This window comes from Pedobacter sp. AC163, from assembly GCF_979258665.1.
The window spans coordinates 1,973,941-1,996,530 of sequence record NZ_OZ409872.1 but is presented as its reverse complement, the minus strand read 5'-3'; the positions used below and the strand labels follow the sequence as shown (position 1 = coordinate 1,996,530).

The window sequence follows — 22,590 nt, the reverse complement described above, 5'->3', positions numbered from 1 at the left end:
TACCTGCCTGCCGGCAGGCAGGGCTCAATTAAAAAACCCCTGAAATATTTAAACTGAGTAAATGTGAGTTATTTCGCATATGTATTACGAAGTTTAAAAGTTAAAAGGCGTTATATTGGGATGTCAGAAAACCCTGATAATAGACTTTTACAACATAATGCAGGTTCAACTAGGTCGACGAAGGGTGACAGACCTTGGGAATTGATTTATAAAGAAGAATTTGAAACTCTTCAAGAAGCCAGAAGTAGAGAAATCTTTCTCAAATCAGGCAGCGGCAGGGAGTTTTTAGATAGATTGCATTTGTAGCTCAATTGGATAGAGCATCTCACTACGGATGAGAAGGTTTGGGGTTCGAATCCCTACAAGTGCACTTAAAGAGGATCTCGAAATGAGATCCTCTTTTTTTATGTTCAATTTTTTATAATGAACTAGTCTTGTTTTGAGAATTGCATAAAAATCTGCTAGAAATTCTGCAAAGATTCCCTAAATCATAAGATTCTTCGCAAAATAATTTAGATAGGTTTCAAATTGCCTTGTTTTTCAAATAAATTCTCAATTATAAAACTCATCCAAATTAATAATGATATATTTGCAGCCTTGAAAGGCAGCGCTTTGTGCGATTTTCATGATTAGTTGATGTCTTGTTGTCAAGACTGTTTATTTTAAAGACAACCTAAACCACGTTAATGCTTAATTTAGTTCTCTTTGGCCCTCCAGGGGCGGGTAAAGGCACCCAATCTGAAAAGCTGATTGCAAAATATCAGTTGGTACATGTTTCAACAGGCGATCTTTTTAGAGCACACGTTAAAGGTGAAACAGAATTAGGAAAAAAAGTTAGTCAATTGTTAGCAGATGGAGAGTTAGTTCCTGATGCAATTACAATTGCCATGCTTGAAGAAGAAGTAGATAAAAATCCTGATGCAAAAGGTTTCGTATTTGATGGTTTTCCTCGTACTGTTCCTCAAGCAATAGAACTCGATTTATTTTTAGAACGTAAAGGAAGCAAGATTGCTGGAGTTATTGCTTTAGATGTTGATCAGGTGGAGCTTACCAAACGCATAGCTGAACGTCATAAAACAAGTGGCAGACCGGATGATGACGCGGAAAAGTTAAAAAAACGGATCTCAGAATACTTTGAAAAAACAATCCATGTTTTGCCTTATTATGAAGAACAAGGAAAGTTGAAAAAAGTAAACGGCATTGGAGAAATTGAAAATGTATACAATGATCTTTGCGCAGTAATTGATCAATTTTAAAGGATAAAAATATAAATTTTAACATCCGCAAAAATAACAGTTGTTGTTTTTTGCGGATGTTTGTTTTTTAGCGATTTTTGTAAATCAGATTCGTTAAATACAATAATACAACAAGAGTTCATCGATTTTTTTAGTCTAAAATCGTCAATCTAAAATCTAAAATCAATATGTCACAGGGTTCGAATTTCGTAGATTATGTAAAAATTTGCTGCCGTTCTGGTAAAGGAGGAGCTGGTTCAGCACATTTACATCGTGATATTTTGACTTCTATGGGCGGACCGGATGGCGGTGATGGTGGTCGTGGCGGCCACATCATTGTAAAAGGCAGCGTTCATATCTGGACATTATTACACCTCAAATACCGTAAGCATATCATTGCCCAGGATGGTGGTGCCGGCGGAAGTTCACACAAATTCGGCAAGCAAGGTCAGGATGAAATCCTCGAAGTGCCTTTGGGAACAATTGCTAAAGATGCTGAAACCGGAGAGGTTCTTTTTGAAATTACTAAGGATGGGGAAACTAAAATTTTAACTGCTGGCGGTCGTGGCGGTTTAGGAAATGCACATTTCAAAAACGCGGTACAGCAAACTCCACGTTTTGCACAACCTGGCGAGCCAGGAAAAGAGGTTTGGAATATCCTTGAACTGAAAGTTTTAGCAGATGTAGGATTAGTTGGGTTTCCAAACGCTGGAAAATCTACCTTGTTGTCAGTGGTTTCGGCTGCTAAACCAGAAATTGCAGATTATCCGTTTACCACAATTGTTCCTAATTTGGGTATTGTAAGTTATCGCGGAGGCAAATCTTTCGTTATGGCCGATATTCCGGGAATTATCGAAGGCGCCTCAAAAGGTAAAGGTTTAGGATATCGTTTCTTGCGTCACATTGAACGTAATTCGGTGTTGTTATTTATGGTTCCTGCAGATACCAGCAGAACTATCAAAGAAGAATACGAGATTTTAAAAAGTGAGCTTCAATCTTATAATCCTGAATTAATGCAAAAACCACACGTTTTGGCCATTACGAAATCTGATATGTTGGATGAAGAATTAATGGCTGAAATGAAACAGGATTTGCCAGAGATACCGTCGATTTTTATCTCTTCTGTGGCACAAAAAAACTTAATGGAGCTAAAAGATATGCTTGTAAAAGCGATTGAAAGCTAAGGGTTGCAGGTTGCAGGTTGCAGGTTGAAGGTTGCAGGTTGAAGGTTGAAGGTTGAAGGTTGAAGGTTGAAGGTTGAAGGTTGAAGGTTGAAGGTTGAAGGTTGAAGGTTGAAGGTTGAAGGTTGAAGGTTGAAGGTTGAAGGTTGAAGGTTGAAGGTTGAAGGTAATTTGGGCATACAAGTTACATTGTTTAGTTCGCAACCTGTCCATCTAAATTATTTTTTGGGTACTTCAGTATTTTAAAACGATAAGTTATCAATATCATATTAAAATCAAGCCTAACTTCTAAGCCGGTCTACTACACATCCAACCCATTCTTTCAAAATAAATTGCCAGTAGCTTAGCGCATCTGCGTTGGGCATGTAATAGTCTGATATATCATATTTTTCCTTACCGATGTAATCTGTTGGGTAATAAGCCAATTGCTTATTAAAAGCTTTGTCAAAAATCATCTTTGAACGCGGAATGTGCCATGCACTGGTGATTACCAAAACGGTTGCGTCCCGTTTATTTTTGTTGATCAGTTCTACACTATATTTTGCATTCTCTATCGTATTCTTGCTTCTATTCTCAATCAAAACGGATGAGTCTGGTATCCCAATCTGTTTTAGATACTTCGCTACATAATCGGCTTCAATAGATTCTTTGCCAATCAGTTTTCCGGAACCACCACTAATCAGGATTTTTTTGATTACACCCGTTTTAAATAAATAAATAGTTTGAATAAGCCGATCTCCACGTTCATTTGCGGCAAGTTCGCCACGTTGAGTAGATTTAGAAAAACCACCTAATAATATCCCTATATCATATGTCTGATATTTAGGATAAGTGGGTTCATAAACGTTGTATATTTTTCCGATTAAAAAACTGTTCGAAAAAACAAAAAGCAGTGAGGCTGCTATTATAAAAAGTATCTTCTTTCGCCGCTCTTTTCGCGTAAAAATTGCAAATAATAATACGGCGAAAACCCATACAATGGGTTGCAAAAGAAAAAGTAATAATTTTGAAAGAATAAATATCATAAAGCAAAATAACCTCTCAAAATTAAGGTTATTTTGCTAATTGTGCGTTATCCCTGGCCATCCTGAACTTGCCCATTATCATGAGCATGCTCTAGAATTTCCTTAATGTCTGATTTCGGTTTTTTGGTTACCGTATGTTTATAATGTGGCACTTCATGTTCTACAATATCATTTTCTATTGCTTCTACACCAAAAACCTTCTCCTTTAACAAGTTATATTTATCCTGAAAACCATAGCGTAAATTTTTTGCGCCACTGGCAATTTTACCTCTTGTTCCTGAACCACTATCTGGTGCAAATAAAATACTTACTATTGCCCCTGCTGCTAAGCCAGCCACTAATGCCAATGCAACTTGAGCGTTATTGGTAGATTTGTGGGCAACATATTTTCCGATTAACTTTCTGTATTTCATAATTATGAGCTTTTAAATTCAACAAACGCTAAGTTAATAATGTTTCATATTTTTTGTTTTGGAAAGCAATTACAGCAGCAATTGGTTTAAATCGATCCCGCTCTCGCTTCTGCTCCGATAAAAAATCGGGAGCATCTCGCTAAGATCCCTTAGGTTTGAATATTCTTAGAAATATTTGAGATTTGAATAAAACCTTAACGGCAGTGCTGCACTTTGGCTCGATCTAGGTTAAAGACCTAAAACCCGTATCAGAGCACTGCCGTTTGTTGAACAAGAACCATATAGAATTTTAGTCTTCGCTGGACCGTTAAGGGATTTAGTTTTATTCAACATTAAGGTTTGTTTTTTCCACTTAACAACCCAAAGTTATGAATTACAGATTATTTGCGGGCATCGATGTTTCAAAAATGAAAACAGATGTAGTGTTTTTTCTTACTGAAAATCCTGATGAGCAGTTTCATGGCACCTTTAGCAACAATGAGGAAGGCTGTAAGGAAATGGTGGCCTGGATGCAGGAGCTTACCGGCCTTTCGATTGCTGAGATGCTTTTTTGCGCAGAGGATACCGGACTCTACACACTTCCTATCTGCACCTATTTTGACGGACAGGGCGGAAATCTCTGGGTTGAGAACGCCCTGAGGCTTAAGCGCTCCCTTGGTCTAAAACGTGGCAAATCTGATAAGGCAGATGCTGCCGAAATAGCCAACTATGGTTTTTTACATAGGCGCAAAGCTGTTCTTTTTAAACTTCCGAGCAAAACCATAAGCAAGCTAAAGCATTTATTGAGCTGTAGAAAGCAGCTTGTGAAGCAACAGACGGCATTAAAAAACGCAAGTGGAGAGCTGGAAGCTTTCGATGGAGATTCAGCGGATTTTACATTGGAGATCAGGAAGTCACTGATCAAAGAATATGACAAGAAAATTGACATGATTGAAGCGGAACTTATAAGATGTGTAAAAGCGGACAAACTACTTGAAAAGCAATATCGTCTGGTCAACTCCGTATACTGTATAGGGCCTCAGACAGCGATGTTTATCGTGGTCCTTACGCAAGGATTCAGTCTGTTCGAGGATCCCAGGAAGTTTGCCTGTTATTGTGGTATTGCCCCTTTCGGAAATACCTCTGGAACAACACTAAAGGGGAAACCAAAGGTTAGCCACCTGGCAAATAAAAGAATAAAAACACTACTTACCATGTGTGCGCTCAACACAATCAAAAAGGATAATGAGTTCAAAAGGTATTATGACAGAAAGATACAAGAAGGAAAGCATCATTCAGCTGTTCTAAACGTATTGAGAAACAAACTGGTCAGCAGAGCTTTTGCAGCAGTATTGAAAGACAGACCCTATAAGAAAGATCTTTATAATGCTGCCTAAATATTTTAAAATTTATTTGCAAAAACCATAGAATACGGGTTTAAGCGGCAACAGCTGTGCAGCTATGTAAAAAACCTAGCGTTTGTTACATTACCTATTAGAGAAAGCGTAATAAAATTGCAGGAACAGGTTTATTTTTATTGCAGCGGCTAGCGTTTATAAACCTGAGAGACGCGAGCACGCAGTGTTAACCTTTCGAGGTTAACAACGAAGTAAAGCAAATGGCAGGACTACAGACCGCCTAAAGTTGGTTCCCCTTCATTTTCTAATAATTATAGCGCTATGTTTAAAATAAAACGTAATATTTGGAATCAAATACATTTTAAATGGTAAAAGCAACGATAAACAAAGCGCATTATGCATGTTCGGTAACAAACGGATCTCACCAAGTGATCGTAGATGAGCCGATAGAATTAGGCGGAACACACAAAGGATTTGCTCCTAAAGGTTTACTAATGGCTTCGCTAGCATCTTGCGTGGCCATAACGTTGCGCATGTATGTAGATAGAAAGGGTTGGGCTGTCGATAAAATTGAGGTGGAAGTTAATATGGGCATTGAAAATGCAGAAGATGTTTTTTTAGAAGAAATTACGTGTACGGGCAATTTAACAGAAGATCAGAAACAAAGGCTTGAAGTTATAGCCTCCAAGTGCCCGGTAAGCAAAATATTGACCGTTGGTCATGAAGTACGCTCTAAAGTGCTTTAACGGTAACGGTGCAAAACTCGTTTCACACAATGCTAAAAAGTCTTAATATCTTTGTAGCGCTTCAGTTTTTTAGGAAGTAGAAAAATTATTTATGGCCACCGAAATTAAATGTCCGAACTGTGCCCATGTTTTTCCGATGGAAGAAGCAATGGCCGAAGATTATAAGAAAGAGCTGCGTGAGAAAATGGTCACTTTTACCAAACAAAAAGATGAAGAATTTCAGCGTAAGCTTGCCACAATAGAAAATGAAAAGCAACTGCAGCAAAAGGCTTTTGATGCAAAGCTGGTTGAAGAGAAAAACAAACTCAAGGGCGATTTAGAAGAGAATTTACGTAAAAGTATTGCTTCGGATTATGAGACCAAACTTCAGATGCTGGAAGGTTCTGCAAGGGACAATGCCGAAAAATTAAGACTGGCACGGGACAAGGAACTTCAGTTTTTGAAACGTGAGGAAAGCTTAAAAATTAAGGAAGAGGAGATGGAATTGGCTTTCCAACGCAAAATGCAGGAGCAACGCAATGAGTTAGTAGAGCAAATTCGTAAACAGGAAGCCGAAAAAAATAGCATTAAAGATACCGAACATCAGCTCCGCTTAAAAGAGCTGGAGAAACAACTCGATGATCAGAAAAAACTGGCCGAAGAAATGAAGCGTAAGGCCGAGCAGGGCAGCATGCAGCTGCAAGGCGAAGTCCAAGAACTGATTTTAGAGGAATTGTTGCGGAGTAATTTTCCCTTCGATTTGATTGAAGAAGTAGGGAAGGGGGTTCGTGGTGCCGATTGTGTGCAGGTGGTGCGCAACAATTTCGGACAGGAATGCGGAAAAATTATTTATGAGAGCAAGCGTACGAAAGATTTTGGTGGCGACTGGATTGAAAAGCTGAAGAAAGATATGCGAAGCATGGGCGTTGATGTGGCGGTAATTGTAAGTCAGTGTTACCCAAAAGGTATGGATTGCTTTGGACAAAAAGACGGGGTTTGGATTTGCTCTTTCGAAGAAGTAAATGCAGTGGCTTATGTGCTGCGTGATGGAATTTTGCGGTTATCAAGCGCTATGAAATCGCAGGAAAATCGTGGAGATAAAATGCACATGCTTTACGATTACCTCACCGGAGCTGAATTTTCAGAGCAATGGAAAGCTATTCGTGAAGGTTTTATGAGTATGAAACTATCCATCCAAAGGGAACGTGATGCCATGGAACGTTTGTGGAAAGCACGAGAAAAGCAACTTGAAAAAGTATTGTTAAATGCAACGCACATTCGTGGCTCAATTGAAGGAATCGCCGGTAGCGATAGTATTCAGTTAAGTTTAACTGATGACGATGAAACATTGCTGTTGGATTAGTTTCAAACGTTTGTCATTCTGAACGCAGTGAAGAATCTAATGGTCTGGAATGCTAACCCGAAAAAATTTAGTTACAAAAATTAGTGGGTTAATTTTATGTAGTGCTGTTCGGTTATGGATTCTTCACTGCGTTCAGAATGACGGTAAAATAAATACGAGAATTACTAACGTAGATTCAGCAAAACGAGATGTCCAAGCGAATTATCTTGAGTCGGTCGTCACCCTGAATTCATTTCAGGGCCTTAATAAAATGGCGACTTGTTGAGAAAATCGCTGAAATAAATTCAGCATGAAGAGATGGCTAAGCGATGTGTCCTAAGTCGGTCGTCACCTCATCTCGACTGAAGCGCAGCGGAATGGAGAGAACTTTAAAAATTTCTACGAAAGGTAGAAATGACCATGCCAAATAAAAGAATTACAAAAATTAAATTATATAAAGTGAATAAAAATCTAACCAACAAATCCCTTAACCTTTATAAACTTCTGGTATTCATTTGCATTTTTCTTTTTTCCGGGAACGTTTCCGGACAGGAATTAAAATCGCCTGATGCAAACTTAGTAGCCAATTTTTTATTGACTGACGGTGGCGTACCAACCTATAGCTTAAAGTATAAAGGTAAAGAAGTAATCAAAACCAGTAAACTAGGTTTAGAATTAAAAGACGGTAAATCACTCTTAAATGGTTTTACCATTACCGATTCTAAGACCAATACCTTCAACGAAACCTGGAAACCGGTTTGGGGAGAAGTGAAAGAAATTGTAAATCATTACAACGAACTGGCTATAACTTTAACACAGAAGGAAACGAATCGTTTCATCATCATCCGGTTACGCTTATTTAATGATGGTTTAGGATTTAGATACGAGTTTCCGGAGCAAAAGAATCTTGATTATTTCGTAATCAAAGAAGAAAAAACGCAATTTGCCTTAGCAGGAGATCACAAAGCATTTTGGTTGCCGGGTGATTATGATACGCAAGAATACATTACGGTAACTTCAAATTTATCAGAAGTTCGCAGTAAAATGAAGGCTGCGGTTACACCAAATGCATCTCAAACTACTTTTTCGCCAACCGGTTTACAAACGCCTTTAATGATGAAAAGCAAAGACGGTCTGTACATCAATATTCACGAGGCAGCGTTAATCAACTATTCGTTAATGTCATTGAATCTCGATGATAAAAATATGGTTTTGGAATCTTGGTTAACGCCAGATGCGGTAGGGGATAAGGGTTATATGCAAGCGCCGTGTTTATCACCATGGAGAACCATCATCGTAAGTGATAAAGCGGCTGATATTTTAACATCGAAATTAACCTACAACCTTAACGAACCTACAAAATTTAAAGATGTTTCATGGATTAAGCCTACCAAATATGTTGGCGTTTGGTGGGAAATGATCACTGGAAAAAGTACCTGGGCTTATAACAATTTAACTAGTGTACAGTTGGGTGTAACCGATTATGCTAAAACAAAACCAAATGGTAAACATGCAGCAAACACCGCTCACGTAAAAGAATACATAGATTTCGCTGCTAAAAATGGCTTGGATGCGGTATTGGTTGAAGGCTGGAACGAAGGATGGGAAGATTGGTTTGGGAAAACAAAAGATTATGTTTTCGATTTCGTAACGCCTTATCCTGATTTTGATGTGAAAGAATTGCATCGCTATGCAGCTAGCAAAGGCATCAAAATGATAATGCACCACGAAACTTCTTCTTCTGTTCGTAATTACGAAAGACACATTGATACTGCTTATAGGTTTATGAAAGCCAATGGGTACGATGCAGTAAAGAGTGGTTATGTGGGTAATATGATTCCCCGTGGCGAACATCATTATGGACAGTGGTTAAATAATCATTATTTGTATGCCATCCAAAAAGCAGCTGAATATAAAATTATGGTAAATGCACATGAAGCGGTTCGGCCGACTGGTTTGGCCCGTACTTACCCTAATTTAATTGGTAATGAATCCGCCAGAGGAACAGAATATGAAGCATTTGGTGGGAACAATGCCGACCACACGACTATTTTGCCATTTACGAGGTTAATTGGTGGTCCGATGGATTACACACCTGGCATTTTCGAAACGAAGGTGAGTGCTTATAATCCAGAAAATAATTCATTTGTTCACAGCACACTTGCCCGTCAGCTTGCACTTTATGTTACCATGTATAGTCCGCTGCAAATGGCGGCCGATTTGCCTGAAACTTATAATAAATACATGGATGCTTTCCAATTTATTAAAGATGTGGCGGTTGATTGGGATGATACCAAAGTTTTAGAAGCTGAGCCTGGCGATTACATTACTTTCGCCCGCAAAGCCAAAGGCAAAAATAATTGGTTTGTGGGTCGCACCAATGATGAAATTGCCCGTACGTCGAAAATAGATTTCAGCTTTTTAGATGCCGGTAAAAAATATACGGCAACCATTTATGCCGATGCGAAGGATGCGCATTACGAAACTAATCCTAAAGCATATACCATTCGTAAAATGGAAATGACTAATAAAACGAAATTAACGTTGAATTGTGCGCCGGGTGGTGGTTATGCAATCAGCATCATGGCGAAGTAAGTTCAACTATGAAGAACGTTAAGTTTTTCAGTGATTTATTTCATTTCAAGTCGTTCCATTTGGAACGACTTTTTTAATGGTATTTTTTGAAAAATACACCAGCAAATTAAAATGATTTACGCAGATTATGATTTTCTGTGTGATTTATGATAGGCTTTTCGTCATTGCGAGGTACGAAGCAATCTTAAAGCGAAAAGTTTAATAGCTACCGTTGTAGGATTGCTTCGTACCTCGCAATGACGACCTTTCTTAAAGTCATTTATATTGATTTATATGAAGTAGACTAATCCTCACAATAGCATGCATCGGAACAATAATGCTCAAGTTTTCATTTAAAAAATCCAAATTTCTTTCTTTGCGTTTTCACTTTTTGTACTTTGCGGTTGATAACTTAATCTACGCAAACTCACCATTATGGCCAGAACCAAAAACCACATCGAACTACAATTTTTAAGCGAACCATCTGATGTAAATTATGGCGGCAAAGTTCATGGGGGTATGATGATGAAGTGGATTGACCAGGCTGCGTTTGCCTGTGCTTTGCAATGGAGTGAATCTTACTGCGTAACGGTTTACGTAGGCGGTATCCGATTTTTCCATCCCGTACATATCGGGCATTTGGTGAAAATGGAAGCAAGGATTATTTACACGGGTAAAACCAGTATGCACATCGCTGTAGATGCTTATTCAAAACCTGTGGGTAAAGCCGATTTTGTTAAAAACACACACTGTATCATTGTTTTTGTAGCGGTAAATGATGAGGGCCAGCCACAACAAATTCCTACCTTTAAGCCGAAAACTGAAAAGGAAATTGCCATGCATGGCTACGCTATAAAATTAATGGAGTTAAGAAAAAGCATTGATAAAGAAATGGAACCTTACATTGTTTAGCCAACTTAGTGTTCAAATAACAATGGACAACTGTTCGAATCCCTTCGGCTCCACTTATTGTTTACGTTTCTTTTCTTAACTATTTGCAGAAATAGATGCTACACTTGGCAACACAAAACTAAACTTACTTCCTTCTCCAAGCGCACTTTCTACCCATATTTTTCCGTCTTCTGCTTCGATAAAATCTTTTGATATGGCTAAGCCCAATCCAGAACCAGATTTGTTTTGCCCATCAGTAGGTACCTGGAAATAGCGGTCGAATAATCGTTTTTGATATTTCTCTTCGATTCCTTTTCCATAGTCTTTTACCGAAAATTGAACGAAATTATCTCTATGAAAAACATCAATCACAACCTTCGATTTTTCTGAACTATAACGTAGGGCATTCGATAAAAAGTTTACCAAAACCCAAGCTGTTTTTTGAATATCGGCATTCACCTTTGGTAAATTTTCAGCGCAGTTGAGTTCGAGTTGAATTAGTTTCTGTTCAGCCTGAAATTTTACGGCATCTAAAGCATAATTTACAATTTCCTTTGGCTCGGTTAGGGCAAATGTTAACTTCAAATTTCCGGTTTCTACTTGCGATAAATCCAGTAATTCACCAGTGATTTTTAGGAGCCGGTCACTATCTTCCTTAATGTGGTTGAGTAGCTGATTTTGTTCCTCATTTACCGAACCTACCCGATGATCATTAAGGAGCTTCAAGCTCATTTTAATGGATGATAGGGGAGTTTTCAACTCATGCGAAACCGTAGCAATGAAATTTGTTTTGGCTTCATCAAGTTCCTTAAATTGAGTAATATTTTTTAACACGTAAACACTTCCTGCAGATTTTGACGATGCGGTGAGCGCTTTTTCATCCTGCTCATCATAATTTGGGATCACGATTTCGCGGTTTTCCAAAAGGAAGTAAGATTCCTTTTCATCGGCGTATATTTTAAGGGTTTTATCCTCCGTTTCGGGTTGGGTAATTCTTTTGAGCAATTCATTTTTTTTAACCAGTTCGGTGATATTCTGGCCAATAATTTTCTCCTCATCAACACTCATCAGCTTTGCTGCCAAATGATTTAAAAATAACACTTCGCCTTTTTCATTTAACCCAATAATGGCATCTTGCATTTGTGCAATGATGGCTTCAATTCTCGATTTTTCTGACTTTATTTTGGAGAGGTTACTATTTTCCCACTCGTTCAGTTTCTTTACCATTACGTTAAACGCATCTGCAAGTTCTGTAAATTCGTCTTGATTATTGAAATGCAAACGTTGCTTGTAGTTTTTCCTGCTGATTTGTTTAATGGCATCGCTAAATTCTGCCAACGGATTAGCCACAAAGCCAGGGAAATTAACAATGAAAGTAAATAGGATTAAAAAGCTTAACCCCGCTGCAATAGAAATATACAAATTGGCGTTTGCCGACGTTTTGTTTGCCAGTTCATTTTTATCGTAGATGGCTTTCATATTTATTTCTTCTATACTTTGCAGTGCAGATCGTAGGGCTTTCAAATCAATTTTTCCGGTAGGTTGCTTCAATTTTTTGTAAGCTGAAGCCAGGTTTTGATAAGCGACTTTTTCACCATTTTCGGTGATATTTTGGCCCTCGTTTTTTAAGTTTTCTTCAAATATTTGCGCTTGTCGTGTCGATAATGGAAATACTCCTTCATCCAAAATAGTTCGCATTGCAGCAACATACTTTAAGGATTTGTAATTGTCTTTCAGGATCACTTTTGATTTATCTGAAAGCTCGTTTAAGAAAAACAATGCAATTAATCCGAAGGATAAAACAATTATAAAGAGGAATCCGAATCCGAGACGAAGCTTGGTTTTAATTTTCATGGTGTTGTTGTTTTTATAGGGTTGTCACATTGAGCCTGTCGAAATGTTTTATAGGTTCTTCGACAGGCTCAGAATGACATCTTGAGGTTAAGAAAGTATAACCAAATCAATTTCTTTGGCGGCTAAATTACGCAACAGCTGATTAAAAATTGCCGTTCGCATGATTACCTGAAAAATATTTAAATGTGGCTTTCCAATACATATGGTGGTGATTTCTTTTTCTGTCGCCATGTTAATAATAGTTTGGGTAATTTGATTGCTTTTTGTTTTCACCACTTCGGCCCCTAGTTCTGTAGCGAGTTTAAAATGGTTAATGAGATGACGCTGTTTATCGAGCTTAATTTTATCGAAACTTTCTGCATCACTTTGTACGTAAAGCACCATCCAGGGAGAATGGTAGTAGGAGGCAAGCCTTGCTGTTTTTCGAATAACCACACCAGCAGTTTCCGAATTAGAAGAGATGCAGGCTAAAAACTTTTCCGACCTCAACTTAACAGATTTTGGTATTTCGGTTTTAATTTTCCGCTCCACCTGATGAGCTACTTCCTTTAATGCCAGCTCTCTCAACTGCAAAATTTTATCTGATTGAAAAAAATTCGACAAAGCCTGTTCAATTTTACTTTTGTCGTAAATTTTGCCTTCTTTTAAACGCGTAACCAATTCATCAGCCGTTAAGTCAATATTCACAATCTCATCAGCAATTTCCAGGATTTTATCGGGAATACGTTCCGTTACGTTGATGTCCGTGATGCGCTCAATTTCTTCGTTAATACTCTCCAGATGCTGAATATTAACCGCTGAAATAACACTGATGCCGGCTTCGAGCAAGTCGAAAACATCTTGCCAGCGTTTGCCGTTTTTACTTCCCTCGGCGTTGGTGTGCGCCAGTTCATCAACCACAACAATTTCGGGGTGCCGATTCAAAATTCCCTGCAAATCCATCTCCTCAATTTCTTTTCCCCGGTAAAAAATTTTCTTCCTGGCAATTAGGGGCAAACCATTTACCAAGGCTTCCGTTTCTGCCCGCCGGTGCGTTTCCACATAGCCAATGCAAACATCGATGCCGTTGCGTAAGAGCGCATGGCTTTCCTGCAGCATCCGATAGGTTTTGCCCACACCGGCACTCATCCCAATATAAATCTTGAGTTTGCCCCTTCTCGATTTTTGTATGAGTTCGAGAAAATGTTTAACCGAATCGTCTTTTTCTTGCATTGATATTTTACTTTTTGTCATTCCGAGAAACGAAGAATCTTCAACTAATGAGCACTACTCTAACTTTTCCCATGGTCTGTGTCCCCACAGACTATTACTTGTTTGTTAGTGTTTCGGTCTGTGAGGACACAGACCGAGGCGTTAGAATCGTCTTTTTCTTGCATTGATATTTTACTTTTTGTCATTCCGAGGAACGAAGAATCTTCAACTAATGAGCACTACTCTAACTTTTCCCATGGTCTGTGTCCCCACAGACCATTACTTGTTTGTTAGCGTTTCGGTCTGTGAGGACACAGACCGAGGCGTTAGATTGGCGCTGAAAATATTCTGTGATTTCCGTGCTTCAGTGGCAATATTTTTAAAATGAAACCGCAATACTTGCTGTTAATGTTGTATTGGCATTAACGGAATTGTTTTCTCTAGCAAAAATTTTGTCCTTGCTATCATAAGTTTTACCTTCCAACCTGATTACCGCATTTGGAATTGGAGAATAATCTACGTTTAAAGAATAACCTTTCGTTTTAAATCCATTTGGTGTTCCTGTAGATATGAAAATGCCATTTTTGTCTTCGTAATATTCAAACCGTCCGGCTACTGCCCATTTCTCTGCAAATTTGTATTGAGCAATAGCTACCGGAGAAAACACCTCATTTTTGCTTTGTTTTTCTTTTGATTGCTGTTGAGTACCATAATCTAAACCAAGTGTTAGCCCGAATTTATCGCTGAGCTGGAAGACACCATAAATGTTGTGGTAGAAACGGTTTACGCGAACGGAATCTGCACCTTCTGTTCCGAGGTAATTACTATAGTTAACCGTAATTTTTGGCGTTGGTTTCCAGGTTAACTGCAAACCACCTGCAGGTTTATTGTTTCCATTTTGGCGGGTAATTCTTTGCCATCCATTGAGGTAGAGTAGTGTCGCCGTCAATTTCCCATCTTTTGTTCCATAGGTGATTTTAGCTCCAGATTCATAATATGGTGTGTTTTCTGAAGAAATATTTCTGGTTAAAACCCAACAGTCTTTCGAAACGGCGCTTTCGAACCCGATGTGTGAGGAAAATATCCCTGCGTCAATCCATAGATTTTCTGTTTTGGAAAGTTTTACGCCGGCATTTGCTTCAAAAATATTTTTCAGTACGCCAGGCTCTGCGGCTAAATTCGCATTGATGTAGGTACCAGCCATCAGCGCTAAATTTGCCCTGATCGAACCACCTTCGTAAGCTGCTTTGATAAAACCCAAGTTTAAATTCACTTCATTGGCCCGGTTGTGCGAGTAAATGAAAGCGGGTCTGTTGTGGTCGGCTGGTTTGTTAAAATCGTAACCATAGTAAGTTTCCAGGTAACCGGAGAACTTTACTTTGGGTTCATCTTGTGCGAAAGCAGTTAGAGATGCTGTTAATGTTGTGATAAGGGTGATTAATTTTTTCATTATTATTGTGTGGATTTCAAGGTTTTTTTAATCGGCCGTCATTTCGACCGTAGTGGAGAAATCTTTGGATAATATGTTGAAAGGTTCAAAGATTTCTCCGTTCCGCTGCGCTCCAGTCGAAATGACGGACGCCGTTTAAGATTCTGATTTTTTAAAGCTGTCGTCATTGCGAAGTACGAAGCAATCTTAATGCACTTGCTGCTAGATAACTTTCGTTGTAGGATTGCTTCGTGCCTTGTAATGACGATTTGTCGAATTACAAGTTATCCAATGCCAAATTCAGTTTCAAAACATTTACTGATGATGGGCCGAATAATCCAAATAAAGGTTTCAGGGTATTCATAGCCACTAATTCCTTCACTTTTTGTTGAGTGATATTTCTTGCTTTGGCTACTCTTGCTATCTGAATTTCTGCTCCCTGCTCGGAGATATTTGGGTCTAAACCACTGCCCGATGCCGTAACCATATCAGCAGGAATATTCGATTTTTGTAAGCCAGGGTTATATTTTAAAAGGGTATCAATTCTGGATTGAACTTCTTTTAAATAATCAGGATTAGATGGTCCTTTGTTTGAGCCGGCCGAGCCTGCAGCATTGTACTTAACAACAGATGGTCTGCCCCAGAAATATTCGGGTTTGGTAAAAAATTGGCCCAATAATTCGTAGCCGATTGTTTTGCCATTTTTTACAATTTTCTCACCCCCGCCATTTCCTGCGGCAAGTTTTCCAGCTATAGCAATGCTGATGGGGTAGATGATGCATAATAATACGATTAAAACTAAGGTTAAGCGTAGCGATTGTATGACGTATTTTTTCATGATGATATTTATGTGATTACACAGATTTTAAATGATTTTAAAGATTCGAGCTTTTAATTCTGAGCTTGTCGAAGAACTTTTATAAGCGTTTCGACAGGCTCAACGTGACAGCTCGGTTAAACAAATAGTCCGACTACTAAATCAATTAATTTGATGCCGATAAATGGAGCGACAATACCTCCGATGCCATAGATAAATAAGTTTCTGCGGAGCAATGCGGTAGCGCCAATTGGCTTGTAAGCCACGCCTTTAAGCGCCAGTGGAATTAATATCGGAATGATTATCGCATTGAAAATCACTGCCGACATAATCGCACTTTCTGGTGTGTGCAAGCCCATAATATTTAAACTTTGCAAGGCAGGAATTGAAGCAATAAACAAGGCTGGAACAATAGCGAAATACTTGGCCACATCGTTTGCGATAGAGAAAGTAGTTAGCGTGCCACGGGTAATTAACAGCTGTTTTCCAATTTCTACAATCTCAATTAATTTGGTTGGATCATTATCCAAATCTACCATGTTACCAGCTTCTTTAGCAGCTTGTGTTCCGCTGTTCATGGCCACACCAACATCCGCCTGGGCAAGTGCGGGTGCATCGTTGGTGCCGTCGCCCATCATTGCAACAAGTTTGCCTAAGGCCTGCTCGTCTTTAATGTAGTTCATTTTATCCTCTGGTTTGGCCTCGGCAATAAAGTCATCTACACCGGCTTTTTCGGCGATGTATTTTGCAGTTAATGGATTATCGCCCGTTACCATTACTGTTTTAACACCCATTTTGCGTAAACGCTCAAACCGTTCGCTAATGCCTGGTTTAATGATATCCTGCAATTCGATTACGCCTAAAGCTTTTTCATTTTCAGAAACCACTAGTGGCGTTCCGCCGTTGGTTGCAATACTTTTTACATGGTCTGCGATATCCGAAGGAAAAATATTTCCTGCCTTTTCAACAATATTTCTGATGGAGTCGAATGCACCTTTTCTGATTCTTCTTCCGTCGGCAGTATCCAATCCGCTGGAGCGGGTTTCGGCTGTAAACTTAATAAATGTTGAACCTGCTGGTGTGCCTGAATTTTTAAATCCTTGCTCGTTTGCCAACTCAATAATTGATTTTCCTTCCGGAGTCTCATCTGCAAGCGAACTTAAAACACAGGCATCGGTAAAATCTTTAATCACTATGCCGGCAGTAGGGTAGAAGTGGGTTGCTTTGCGATTTCCGATGGTGATCGTTCCGGTTTTATCCAATAATAAAACATCAATATCGCCAGCCGTTTCCACCGCTTTACCTGATTTGGTAATCACGTTTGCTCTTAAAGCCCTGTCCATTCCAGCAATGCCGATGGCTGATAACAAACCGCCAATAGTAGTGGGAATTAAGCAAACGAAAAGTGAAATTAAAGCTGCAATGGTAATCGGTGTATTGGCGTAATCGGCAAATGGTTTTAACGTTACACAAACAATGATAAATACCAGGGTAAAACTGGCTAATAAAATAGTTAAGGCGATTTCATTTGGGGTTTTCTGGCGGGACGCACCTTCAACCAAAGCAATCATTTTATCTAAAAAACTTTCGCCTGGAGCTGTACTTACCTGAACTTTTATTTCATCAGATAATACTTTGGTTCCGCCGGTTACTGAAGATTTATCACCACCCGATTCACGAATTACTGGTGCAGATTCTCCGGTAATGGCCGACTCATCAATGGTAGCAATGCCTTCTATAATTTCGCCATCGGTTGGAATGGTGTCACCCGTTTCACAAACAAAAACATTTCCTTTTTTTAATTGATTTGATGAACGAATTTCAATCGTTCCGTTAGCTAAAATAACTTTTGCTGGCGTTTCTTCGCGTGTTTTACGTAAGCTATCGGCCTGCGCTTTTCCTCTTGCTTCGGCAATCGCCTCTGCGAAGTTGGCAAACAAAACGGTTAATAGAAGTACCAGGAAGATGAAAAAATTATATAGAAAGGAGCCTTGTCCGCTGTGGTTAAAAGAATAGACCGTAACGTATGCCATCACGAGTGTGCCTACCTCTACGGTAAACATCACTGGGTTGCGAACCATTAATCTGGGATCTAGTTTGATGAAAGATTGTTTCAATGCAGTTTGCACTAAAGCAGGTTCGAACAATTTATTATTGGGTTTCATTTTGATTTTTAATTAATTTGAAAATTGGTAATGGGGAATTGGAAACTGATTGGGAATCTTAAATCATTGGTTGAAAATAAGTTAACCTTAAACTTGATATTTGTATATTCAAATAATTTAACGCCCTCACTTATGAAACCACACCAGAATTTAGAAGCATGGAAACAAAGTTTTGATTTGGTTAAAACTCTATACTCAGTTACTTCGAAATTTCCAATGGATGAAAGGTTCGGACTGACTTCACAGATACGCAGAGCTTGTACTTCTATACCTGTAAATATTGCAGAAGGCTCGGCCAGGAGGTCGGATAAAGAGCTACAGCAGTTCCTGTACATTGCCCTCGGTTCTGCAAGCGAACTAGATACTTTGCTACTCTTATCCAGAGAACTAGAATTTATTACACTTGATGATTTTGATAAAGTTTCCATCCAGTTAGATTTGATTTTTAAATTGTTGTTGGGCTTTATTAATATGGTTAAGAAAAGGATAGGATAATTGTGAGCTTGAGAATAGAGAATGAGTAATAGGTAGTAGGGAATGGATAATAGGGAATAGGAAATCGATTGGATGCATGATATATACAATATGTCTATTTCCATTCTCTTCTCCATTTCCTCTTGGCCTATTTCCCATTCTCTTATTTCTATTCTCATCCTCTCCATTCCCTATTTCCCTACCATTGAAAAATATTCTGCCAAAGGTCCTAAGGCCAGGGCTGGAAAGTAAGACAATGCATTGAGCACTAAAATCACGGCGAACGTCATTAAGGCAAAAGTTTTTGTATCGGTTTTTAATGTTCCGGCAGATTCAGGAATGAACTTTTTAGCGCCAAGCAAACCTGCAATGGCAACCGGACCAATGATGGGTAAGAAACGACCAAGAAAGATAATAACTCCGGTAAGCAGGTTCCAGAACACATTGTTATCGCCTAAACCTTCAAAGCCAGAGCCATTGTTGGCGTTAGCGGAAGTAACCTCGTACAACATTTCGGAGAAACCATGGAAACCTGGATTATTTAGCCAGTTTTTCGGCTGTGTTGCCCAACCTGCATCAGCATAATTGGTAAACACGTAACTCGAAATTGCCGTACCCGCCAGGATCAAAAACGGACTTAATAAAGTGATGATCGCCGCAATTTTGATTTCTCTGGCCTCAACCTTGTGACCTAAAAATTCTGGCGTTCTGCCCACCATCAATCCTGAAATAAAAACTGCTATTATTAAATAGATGAAATAGTTGAGCAAACCAACGCCACAGCCACCATACAAGCCGTTAATCATCATCGCTAGCAATTGCCATAAACCTGTTAGCGGCATCGTGCTATCATGCATTCCATTAACCGAACCTGTAGAAATTACAGTAGTTAATGTGCTCCAGTATGCAGTTGCGGCAGGTCCGAAGCGAACTTCTTTTCCTTCCATTGCGCCTGTAGTTTGTGCAATTCCCATTTTGGTTAGCGCTGGGTTTCCACCGAGTTCCGAGCTTAGGGTTGGAATCATCAGCATAAATAACCCGATGGTCATCACGCCGAAAATCGTCCAGCCTAGTTTTTTTCTTCTGATGAAATAGCCGAAGGCGATAACCATTGCAATTGGAATAATTACCTGGGCAATCATTTCGACCATATTGGTTAAATAACTTGGGTTTTCGAATGGGTGGGCAGAATTTGCACCGAAATACCCTCCGCCATTCGTTCCCAAATGTTTTATGGCAATCATTTGCGCCGCTGGTCCTCGAGAAACATTTACTGTATCACCTTGTACGGAAAGAAATTGATCTTTAGCATCATAACTGGCCGGCGTTCCGTTAAAGGTTAAAATTAGCGCAATAACAATAGATAGAGGCAGCAATAATCTGGTAATCGCCTTTATAAAAAACTCCCAAAAATTACCAAGTAAGATGGTTGTTTTATCTCTGAAAGCTTTAAATAATACAACCGCCGCTGCAATACCTGTAGCAGCACTTACAAACTGAAGAAACATCAGCACAAATTGTTGAGTGAGATAGCTGACGCCACTTTCGCCCGAGTAATGTTGAAGGTTACAGTTTGCTACGAAGCTAATAATGGTATTGAAAGCCAAATCTGGCGTCATACCAGGGTTACCATCAGGATTAAATGGGAGCTTATTTTGAAATATCAGCATAAAAAAACCGTAAACCAACCACAAGATATTTATGGTTAGTAAAGCTTTTAGCTGTTGTTTCCAGTTCATTTGCTCCTTAATATTGATGCCGGATAATTTGTAGATTCCATTTTCGAGCGGCTTTAAAAAGTCTGTCCAAACTTTTTCTCCTGCAAAAACCTTCGCCAAATATTTCCCCAACGGGAAGGCGATAATTAAGGTTAAGAGGAATGTGGCAACAATGCCAATTAATTCAGTGTTCATTTTTTTTGTTTTTGGAGAATAGGATGTTATGAAGGAGGAGATGGGGAATAGATATTTGGAAATGGGAAGTAGCTATTTGGAAATAGACTATCATTCTATTTGCTATTTCCCATTGCCTAGAATATCTGTGAATAGGCTATTTGCTATTTCCGATTCTCCATTCCCCGCTATCCATATTCTCTGTTTTTAAAATTTTTCAGGTTTAATCAATACGTAAATCATATAGATAAATACGGCGATTGCGATGATGAATAGTGCTAACATGGCTTTAAATTTTTTCGAACCAATCAATTGATTTGTAAGTTGCCCAACAGAGCAGAAGGATTACGAGTAATAGGATAATTGTCATAACTTATTGTTTTATGAAATGCCTATTGCCAACTCTTATGCCGATGAGTACGGGGAGATTTTAATTTGCTGATTGCAAGATGTTTATATGTTTTATTGAAATTTTAAGCATAAAAAAACCCTTCCAAAATGGAAGGGTTTTTTTCGTTTTGGAGTGATCTCTCAAAACTGCTGAAGCAAAATTTAAAAGTAAGTTGTTCCTTTCATCTCAACAAAATTCGAATTGCCGCTTAAGATAAGGCGACGATTCTACAATTCTCCTATGCCATATTCTTCAATTTTCCGGTATAGTGTGGTTAAGCCAATGCCCAACAATCTTGAGGTTTCTGTTTTGTTTCCTTTGGTGTGGATCAATACCTTTTGGATGTGCTGTTTTTCGATTTGATTTAAGTTAAATTTATTTTCCTGAGGGGTAAATTCAAAAAAATCAGGTGGAAGTGCTGCGGTATTTAATTGGGCTCCATCAGAAAGAATGACCAGTCTTTCGATTACATTTTTTAGTTCGCGAATATTTCCTTTCCAACTATACTGCTGAAAAGCGTTTAATATGTTGTCGGTCATTTTTAATTCTGGCCGGTTAACTTTGATCGAAAATTCGCTCAGGTAATGTGCTGCCAAAGCAGGTATGTCGGCTTTTCTTTCTCTTAGTGGTGGTAGCGTTATTGTAAAAACAGAAAGTCGGTAATAAAGGTCAGCCCTGAATTTACCTTCTGCTGCGTCAACTTTTAAGTCTTTATTTGTTGCCGCAAGTATACGCACATTCACCTGCTGCGTTAAAGTATCGCCAACCTTAATAAAACTTTGGTTTTCCAGCACCCGAAGAAGTTTGGCCTGTAAATCGAGATTCATTTCGCCAATTTCATCGAGAAACAAAGTACCGCCGTTCGCTTCTTCCAATAGGCCTTTTTTATCTTTATTAGCTCCTGTAAATGCACCAGCTTTATACCCAAAAAGTTCACTCTCCAGCAATTCTGGAGAAAAACCACTACAATTCAACGCGATAAAAGGCTTGGCAGCTCTTGGACTTTCCTGATGAATAGACTGGGCAAAAACTTCTTTTCCTGTTCCTGTTTCGCCCAAAAGTAAAACGGTAGTATCTGTTTTACTTACCCGCTTTGCTAGATCAATGGCCTCTTTTAATGCCTTTGATTGGCCAACGATAGTTGCGAAACTATGCTTTGAATTTACCTTCTTATCAAGTTCAAAAATACGTTGCTGAAGGTTAGCCTTTTCCATTGCCCTATAAAGCAACGGAATGATTTTTTCGTTGTCATCTCCCTTTACAAGATAATCGAAAGCGCCGTTTTTTATGGCTAAAACACCATCAGCAATGGTGCCATATGCTGTAAGATTAATCACTTCGGTATAAGGCTTCAGCGATTTTATATCTTTTACCAACGCTACGCCATTAACATCGGGCAACTTTACATCACTGATCACTATACTTACATCATTGTTTTTCAAAAGATTTAAGCCTTCTTTACCGGTATTCGCCTGAAGGGTTTTAAAGCCTTCCAGCTCAATAATTCTCGAAAGCAGGCTGCAGATTTTCTTTTCATCATCAATGATGAGGACGATGCCGTTCATAGGTGTAATTTATGGTGCAATATTAAAGATTTGAATTGATACATAGATTTGGTTTAGCTATAAATGCTTGAAAAGCTTAGATAAATAAA

19 protein-coding genes and 1 tRNA gene are annotated in these 22,590 nt (G+C 38.8%); 10 read left to right on the top strand and 10 right to left on the bottom strand.

The window, feature by feature from the left end; genetic code table 11:
• Positions 1-63 precede the first annotated feature (63 nt).
• The 4 genes from ACZZZK_RS08395 (at position 64) to obgE (ending at position 2,419) form a co-directional block, all read left to right on the top strand.
• Positions 64-306 carry a GIY-YIG nuclease family protein gene (locus tag ACZZZK_RS08395; protein ID WP_463483757.1) on the top strand — a complete coding sequence of 81 codons (243 nt, stop codon included), beginning with the start codon at positions 64-66 and terminating at the stop codon, positions 304-306.
• Positions 297-370 (top strand) — tRNA-Arg (locus tag ACZZZK_RS08390). The genes ACZZZK_RS08395 and ACZZZK_RS08390 overlap by 10 nt, the downstream gene beginning before the upstream one ends.
• Positions 371-686: 316 nt before the next feature.
• The gene (locus ACZZZK_RS08385) at positions 687-1,256 is read left to right on the top strand and encodes an adenylate kinase (protein ID WP_056851595.1); all 570 of its coding nucleotides are present in this window, start codon (positions 687-689) and stop codon (positions 1,254-1,256) included.
• 167 nt (positions 1,257-1,423) lie between these two features.
• The gene (obgE, locus tag ACZZZK_RS08380; RefSeq protein WP_463483756.1) at positions 1,424-2,419 is read left to right on the top strand and encodes a GTPase ObgE; all 996 of its coding nucleotides are present in this window, start codon (positions 1,424-1,426) and stop codon (positions 2,417-2,419) included.
• A 278-nt stretch (positions 2,420-2,697) separates the two neighbouring features.
• Here obgE and ACZZZK_RS08375 read toward each other — a convergent pair whose 3' ends face one another.
• Complete coding sequence (locus ACZZZK_RS08375; RefSeq protein ID WP_463483755.1) at positions 2,698-3,441, bottom strand: YdcF family protein; 744 nt, start codon at positions 3,439-3,441, stop codon at positions 2,698-2,700.
• A gap of 47 nt (positions 3,442-3,488) precedes the next feature.
• Positions 3,489-3,854, bottom strand: coding sequence for a YtxH domain-containing protein (locus ACZZZK_RS08370; protein WP_463483754.1), 366 nt, complete (start codon positions 3,852-3,854; stop codon positions 3,489-3,491).
• Between the two features lie 368 nt (positions 3,855-4,222).
• On the opposite strand from ACZZZK_RS08370, the gene ACZZZK_RS08365 reads away from it, so the two are divergent.
• The 5 genes from ACZZZK_RS08365 to ACZZZK_RS08345 all read left to right on the top strand — a co-directional run bounded on the left by ACZZZK_RS08365 (position 4,223) and on the right by ACZZZK_RS08345 (position 10,744).
• Positions 4,223-5,230, top strand: coding sequence for an IS110 family RNA-guided transposase (locus ACZZZK_RS08365; RefSeq protein ID WP_463483753.1), 1,008 nt, complete (start codon positions 4,223-4,225; stop codon positions 5,228-5,230).
• A 326-nt stretch (positions 5,231-5,556) separates the two neighbouring features.
• Positions 5,557-5,937: an OsmC family protein gene (locus tag ACZZZK_RS08360; RefSeq protein WP_463483752.1), complete on the top strand. Its 381-nt coding sequence runs from the start codon at positions 5,557-5,559 to the stop codon at positions 5,935-5,937.
• 91 nt (positions 5,938-6,028) lie between these two features.
• Positions 6,029-7,279, top strand: a complete 1,251-nt coding sequence (locus ACZZZK_RS08355) for a DUF2130 domain-containing protein (protein WP_463483751.1) — start codon at positions 6,029-6,031, stop codon at positions 7,277-7,279.
• A gap of 438 nt (positions 7,280-7,717) precedes the next feature.
• Positions 7,718-9,853, top strand: coding sequence for a glycoside hydrolase family 97 protein (locus ACZZZK_RS08350; protein WP_463483750.1), 2,136 nt, complete (start codon positions 7,718-7,720; stop codon positions 9,851-9,853).
• A 414-nt stretch (positions 9,854-10,267) separates the two neighbouring features.
• Complete coding sequence (locus ACZZZK_RS08345) at positions 10,268-10,744, top strand: acyl-CoA thioesterase (RefSeq protein WP_463483749.1); 477 nt, start codon at positions 10,268-10,270, stop codon at positions 10,742-10,744.
• 75 nt (positions 10,745-10,819) lie between these two features.
• Here the strand turns inward: ACZZZK_RS08345 and ACZZZK_RS08340 are convergent, their stop codons facing one another.
• From ACZZZK_RS08340 to kdpB, 5 genes are all read right to left on the bottom strand, one after another.
• Positions 10,820-12,577: a HAMP domain-containing sensor histidine kinase gene (locus ACZZZK_RS08340; protein ID WP_463483748.1), complete on the bottom strand. Its 1,758-nt coding sequence runs from the start codon at positions 12,575-12,577 to the stop codon at positions 10,820-10,822.
• 87 nt (positions 12,578-12,664) lie between these two features.
• Positions 12,665-13,789, bottom strand: a complete 1,125-nt coding sequence (locus tag ACZZZK_RS08335; protein ID WP_463483747.1) for a sensor protein KdpD — start codon at positions 13,787-13,789, stop codon at positions 12,665-12,667.
• A gap of 358 nt (positions 13,790-14,147) precedes the next feature.
• A complete protein-coding gene (locus ACZZZK_RS08330) occupies positions 14,148-15,218 on the bottom strand; it encodes a porin (protein ID WP_463483746.1) in 1,071 nt (356 codons plus the stop codon).
• Positions 15,219-15,474: 256 nt separating this feature from the next.
• Entirely contained in the window at positions 15,475-16,035 is a 561-nt protein-coding gene (gene kdpC / locus ACZZZK_RS08325) for a potassium-transporting ATPase subunit KdpC (RefSeq protein WP_463483745.1), read from the bottom strand.
• 116 nt (positions 16,036-16,151) lie between these two features.
• A complete protein-coding gene (gene kdpB / locus ACZZZK_RS08320) occupies positions 16,152-18,179 on the bottom strand; it encodes a potassium-transporting ATPase subunit KdpB (RefSeq protein ID WP_463483744.1) in 2,028 nt (675 codons plus the stop codon).
• Positions 18,180-18,311: 132 nt separating this feature from the next.
• Between kdpB and ACZZZK_RS08315 the strand changes: the two genes are divergently transcribed.
• The gene (locus ACZZZK_RS08315) at positions 18,312-18,674 is read left to right on the top strand and encodes a four helix bundle protein (protein WP_463483743.1); all 363 of its coding nucleotides are present in this window, start codon (positions 18,312-18,314) and stop codon (positions 18,672-18,674) included.
• A 170-nt stretch (positions 18,675-18,844) separates the two neighbouring features.
• On the opposite strand, the gene kdpA is transcribed toward ACZZZK_RS08315, so the two are convergent.
• The 3 genes from kdpA to ACZZZK_RS08300 all read right to left on the bottom strand — a co-directional run bounded on the left by kdpA (position 18,845) and on the right by ACZZZK_RS08300 (position 22,501).
• Positions 18,845-20,566: a potassium-transporting ATPase subunit KdpA gene (gene kdpA, locus ACZZZK_RS08310; RefSeq protein ID WP_463483742.1), complete on the bottom strand. Its 1,722-nt coding sequence runs from the start codon at positions 20,564-20,566 to the stop codon at positions 18,845-18,847.
• A 186-nt stretch (positions 20,567-20,752) separates the two neighbouring features.
• Positions 20,753-20,830: a potassium-transporting ATPase subunit F gene (locus ACZZZK_RS08305; protein ID WP_082468366.1), complete on the bottom strand. Its 78-nt coding sequence runs from the start codon at positions 20,828-20,830 to the stop codon at positions 20,753-20,755.
• 333 nt (positions 20,831-21,163) lie between these two features.
• Positions 21,164-22,501, bottom strand: coding sequence for a sigma-54-dependent transcriptional regulator (locus ACZZZK_RS08300; protein WP_463483741.1), 1,338 nt, complete (start codon positions 22,499-22,501; stop codon positions 21,164-21,166).
• Between the last annotated feature and the right edge of the window lie 89 nt (positions 22,502-22,590).

Excerpts from the sequence above, each read along its gene's own strand:
- ACZZZK_RS08375 (WP_463483755.1), bottom strand. The coding sequence starts at position 3,441 with ATGATATTTATTCTTTCAAAATTATTACTTTTTCTTTTGCAACCCATT.
- ACZZZK_RS08305 (WP_082468366.1), bottom strand. The coding sequence starts at position 20,830 with ATGTTAGCACTATTCATCATCGCAATCGCCGTATTTATCTATATGATT.
- ACZZZK_RS08360 (WP_463483752.1), top strand. The coding sequence starts at position 5,557 with ATGGTAAAAGCAACGATAAACAAAGCGCATTATGCATGTTCGGTAACA.
- ACZZZK_RS08340 (WP_463483748.1), bottom strand. The coding sequence starts at position 12,577 with ATGAAAATTAAAACCAAGCTTCGTCTCGGATTCGGATTCCTCTTTATA.
- ACZZZK_RS08355 (WP_463483751.1), top strand. The coding sequence starts at position 6,029 with ATGGCCACCGAAATTAAATGTCCGAACTGTGCCCATGTTTTTCCGATG.
- ACZZZK_RS08345 (WP_463483749.1), top strand. The coding sequence starts at position 10,268 with ATGGCCAGAACCAAAAACCACATCGAACTACAATTTTTAAGCGAACCA.
- ACZZZK_RS08335 (WP_463483747.1), bottom strand. The coding sequence starts at position 13,789 with ATGCAAGAAAAAGACGATTCGGTTAAACATTTTCTCGAACTCATACAA.
- ACZZZK_RS08385 (WP_056851595.1), top strand. The coding sequence starts at position 687 with ATGCTTAATTTAGTTCTCTTTGGCCCTCCAGGGGCGGGTAAAGGCACC.
- ACZZZK_RS08365 (WP_463483753.1), top strand. The coding sequence starts at position 4,223 with ATGAATTACAGATTATTTGCGGGCATCGATGTTTCAAAAATGAAAACA.
- ACZZZK_RS08300 (WP_463483741.1), bottom strand. The coding sequence starts at position 22,501 with ATGAACGGCATCGTCCTCATCATTGATGATGAAAAGAAAATCTGCAGC.
- ACZZZK_RS08330 (WP_463483746.1), bottom strand. The coding sequence starts at position 15,218 with ATGAAAAAATTAATCACCCTTATCACAACATTAACAGCATCTCTAACT.
- ACZZZK_RS08370 (WP_463483754.1), bottom strand. The coding sequence starts at position 3,854 with ATGAAATACAGAAAGTTAATCGGAAAATATGTTGCCCACAAATCTACC.
- kdpC (WP_463483745.1), bottom strand. The coding sequence starts at position 16,035 with ATGAAAAAATACGTCATACAATCGCTACGCTTAACCTTAGTTTTAATC.
- ACZZZK_RS08315 (WP_463483743.1), top strand. The coding sequence starts at position 18,312 with ATGAAACCACACCAGAATTTAGAAGCATGGAAACAAAGTTTTGATTTG.
- kdpA (WP_463483742.1), bottom strand. The coding sequence starts at position 20,566 with ATGAACACTGAATTAATTGGCATTGTTGCCACATTCCTCTTAACCTTA.
- kdpB (WP_463483744.1), bottom strand. The coding sequence starts at position 18,179 with ATGAAACCCAATAATAAATTGTTCGAACCTGCTTTAGTGCAAACTGCA.
- obgE (WP_463483756.1), top strand. The coding sequence starts at position 1,424 with ATGTCACAGGGTTCGAATTTCGTAGATTATGTAAAAATTTGCTGCCGT.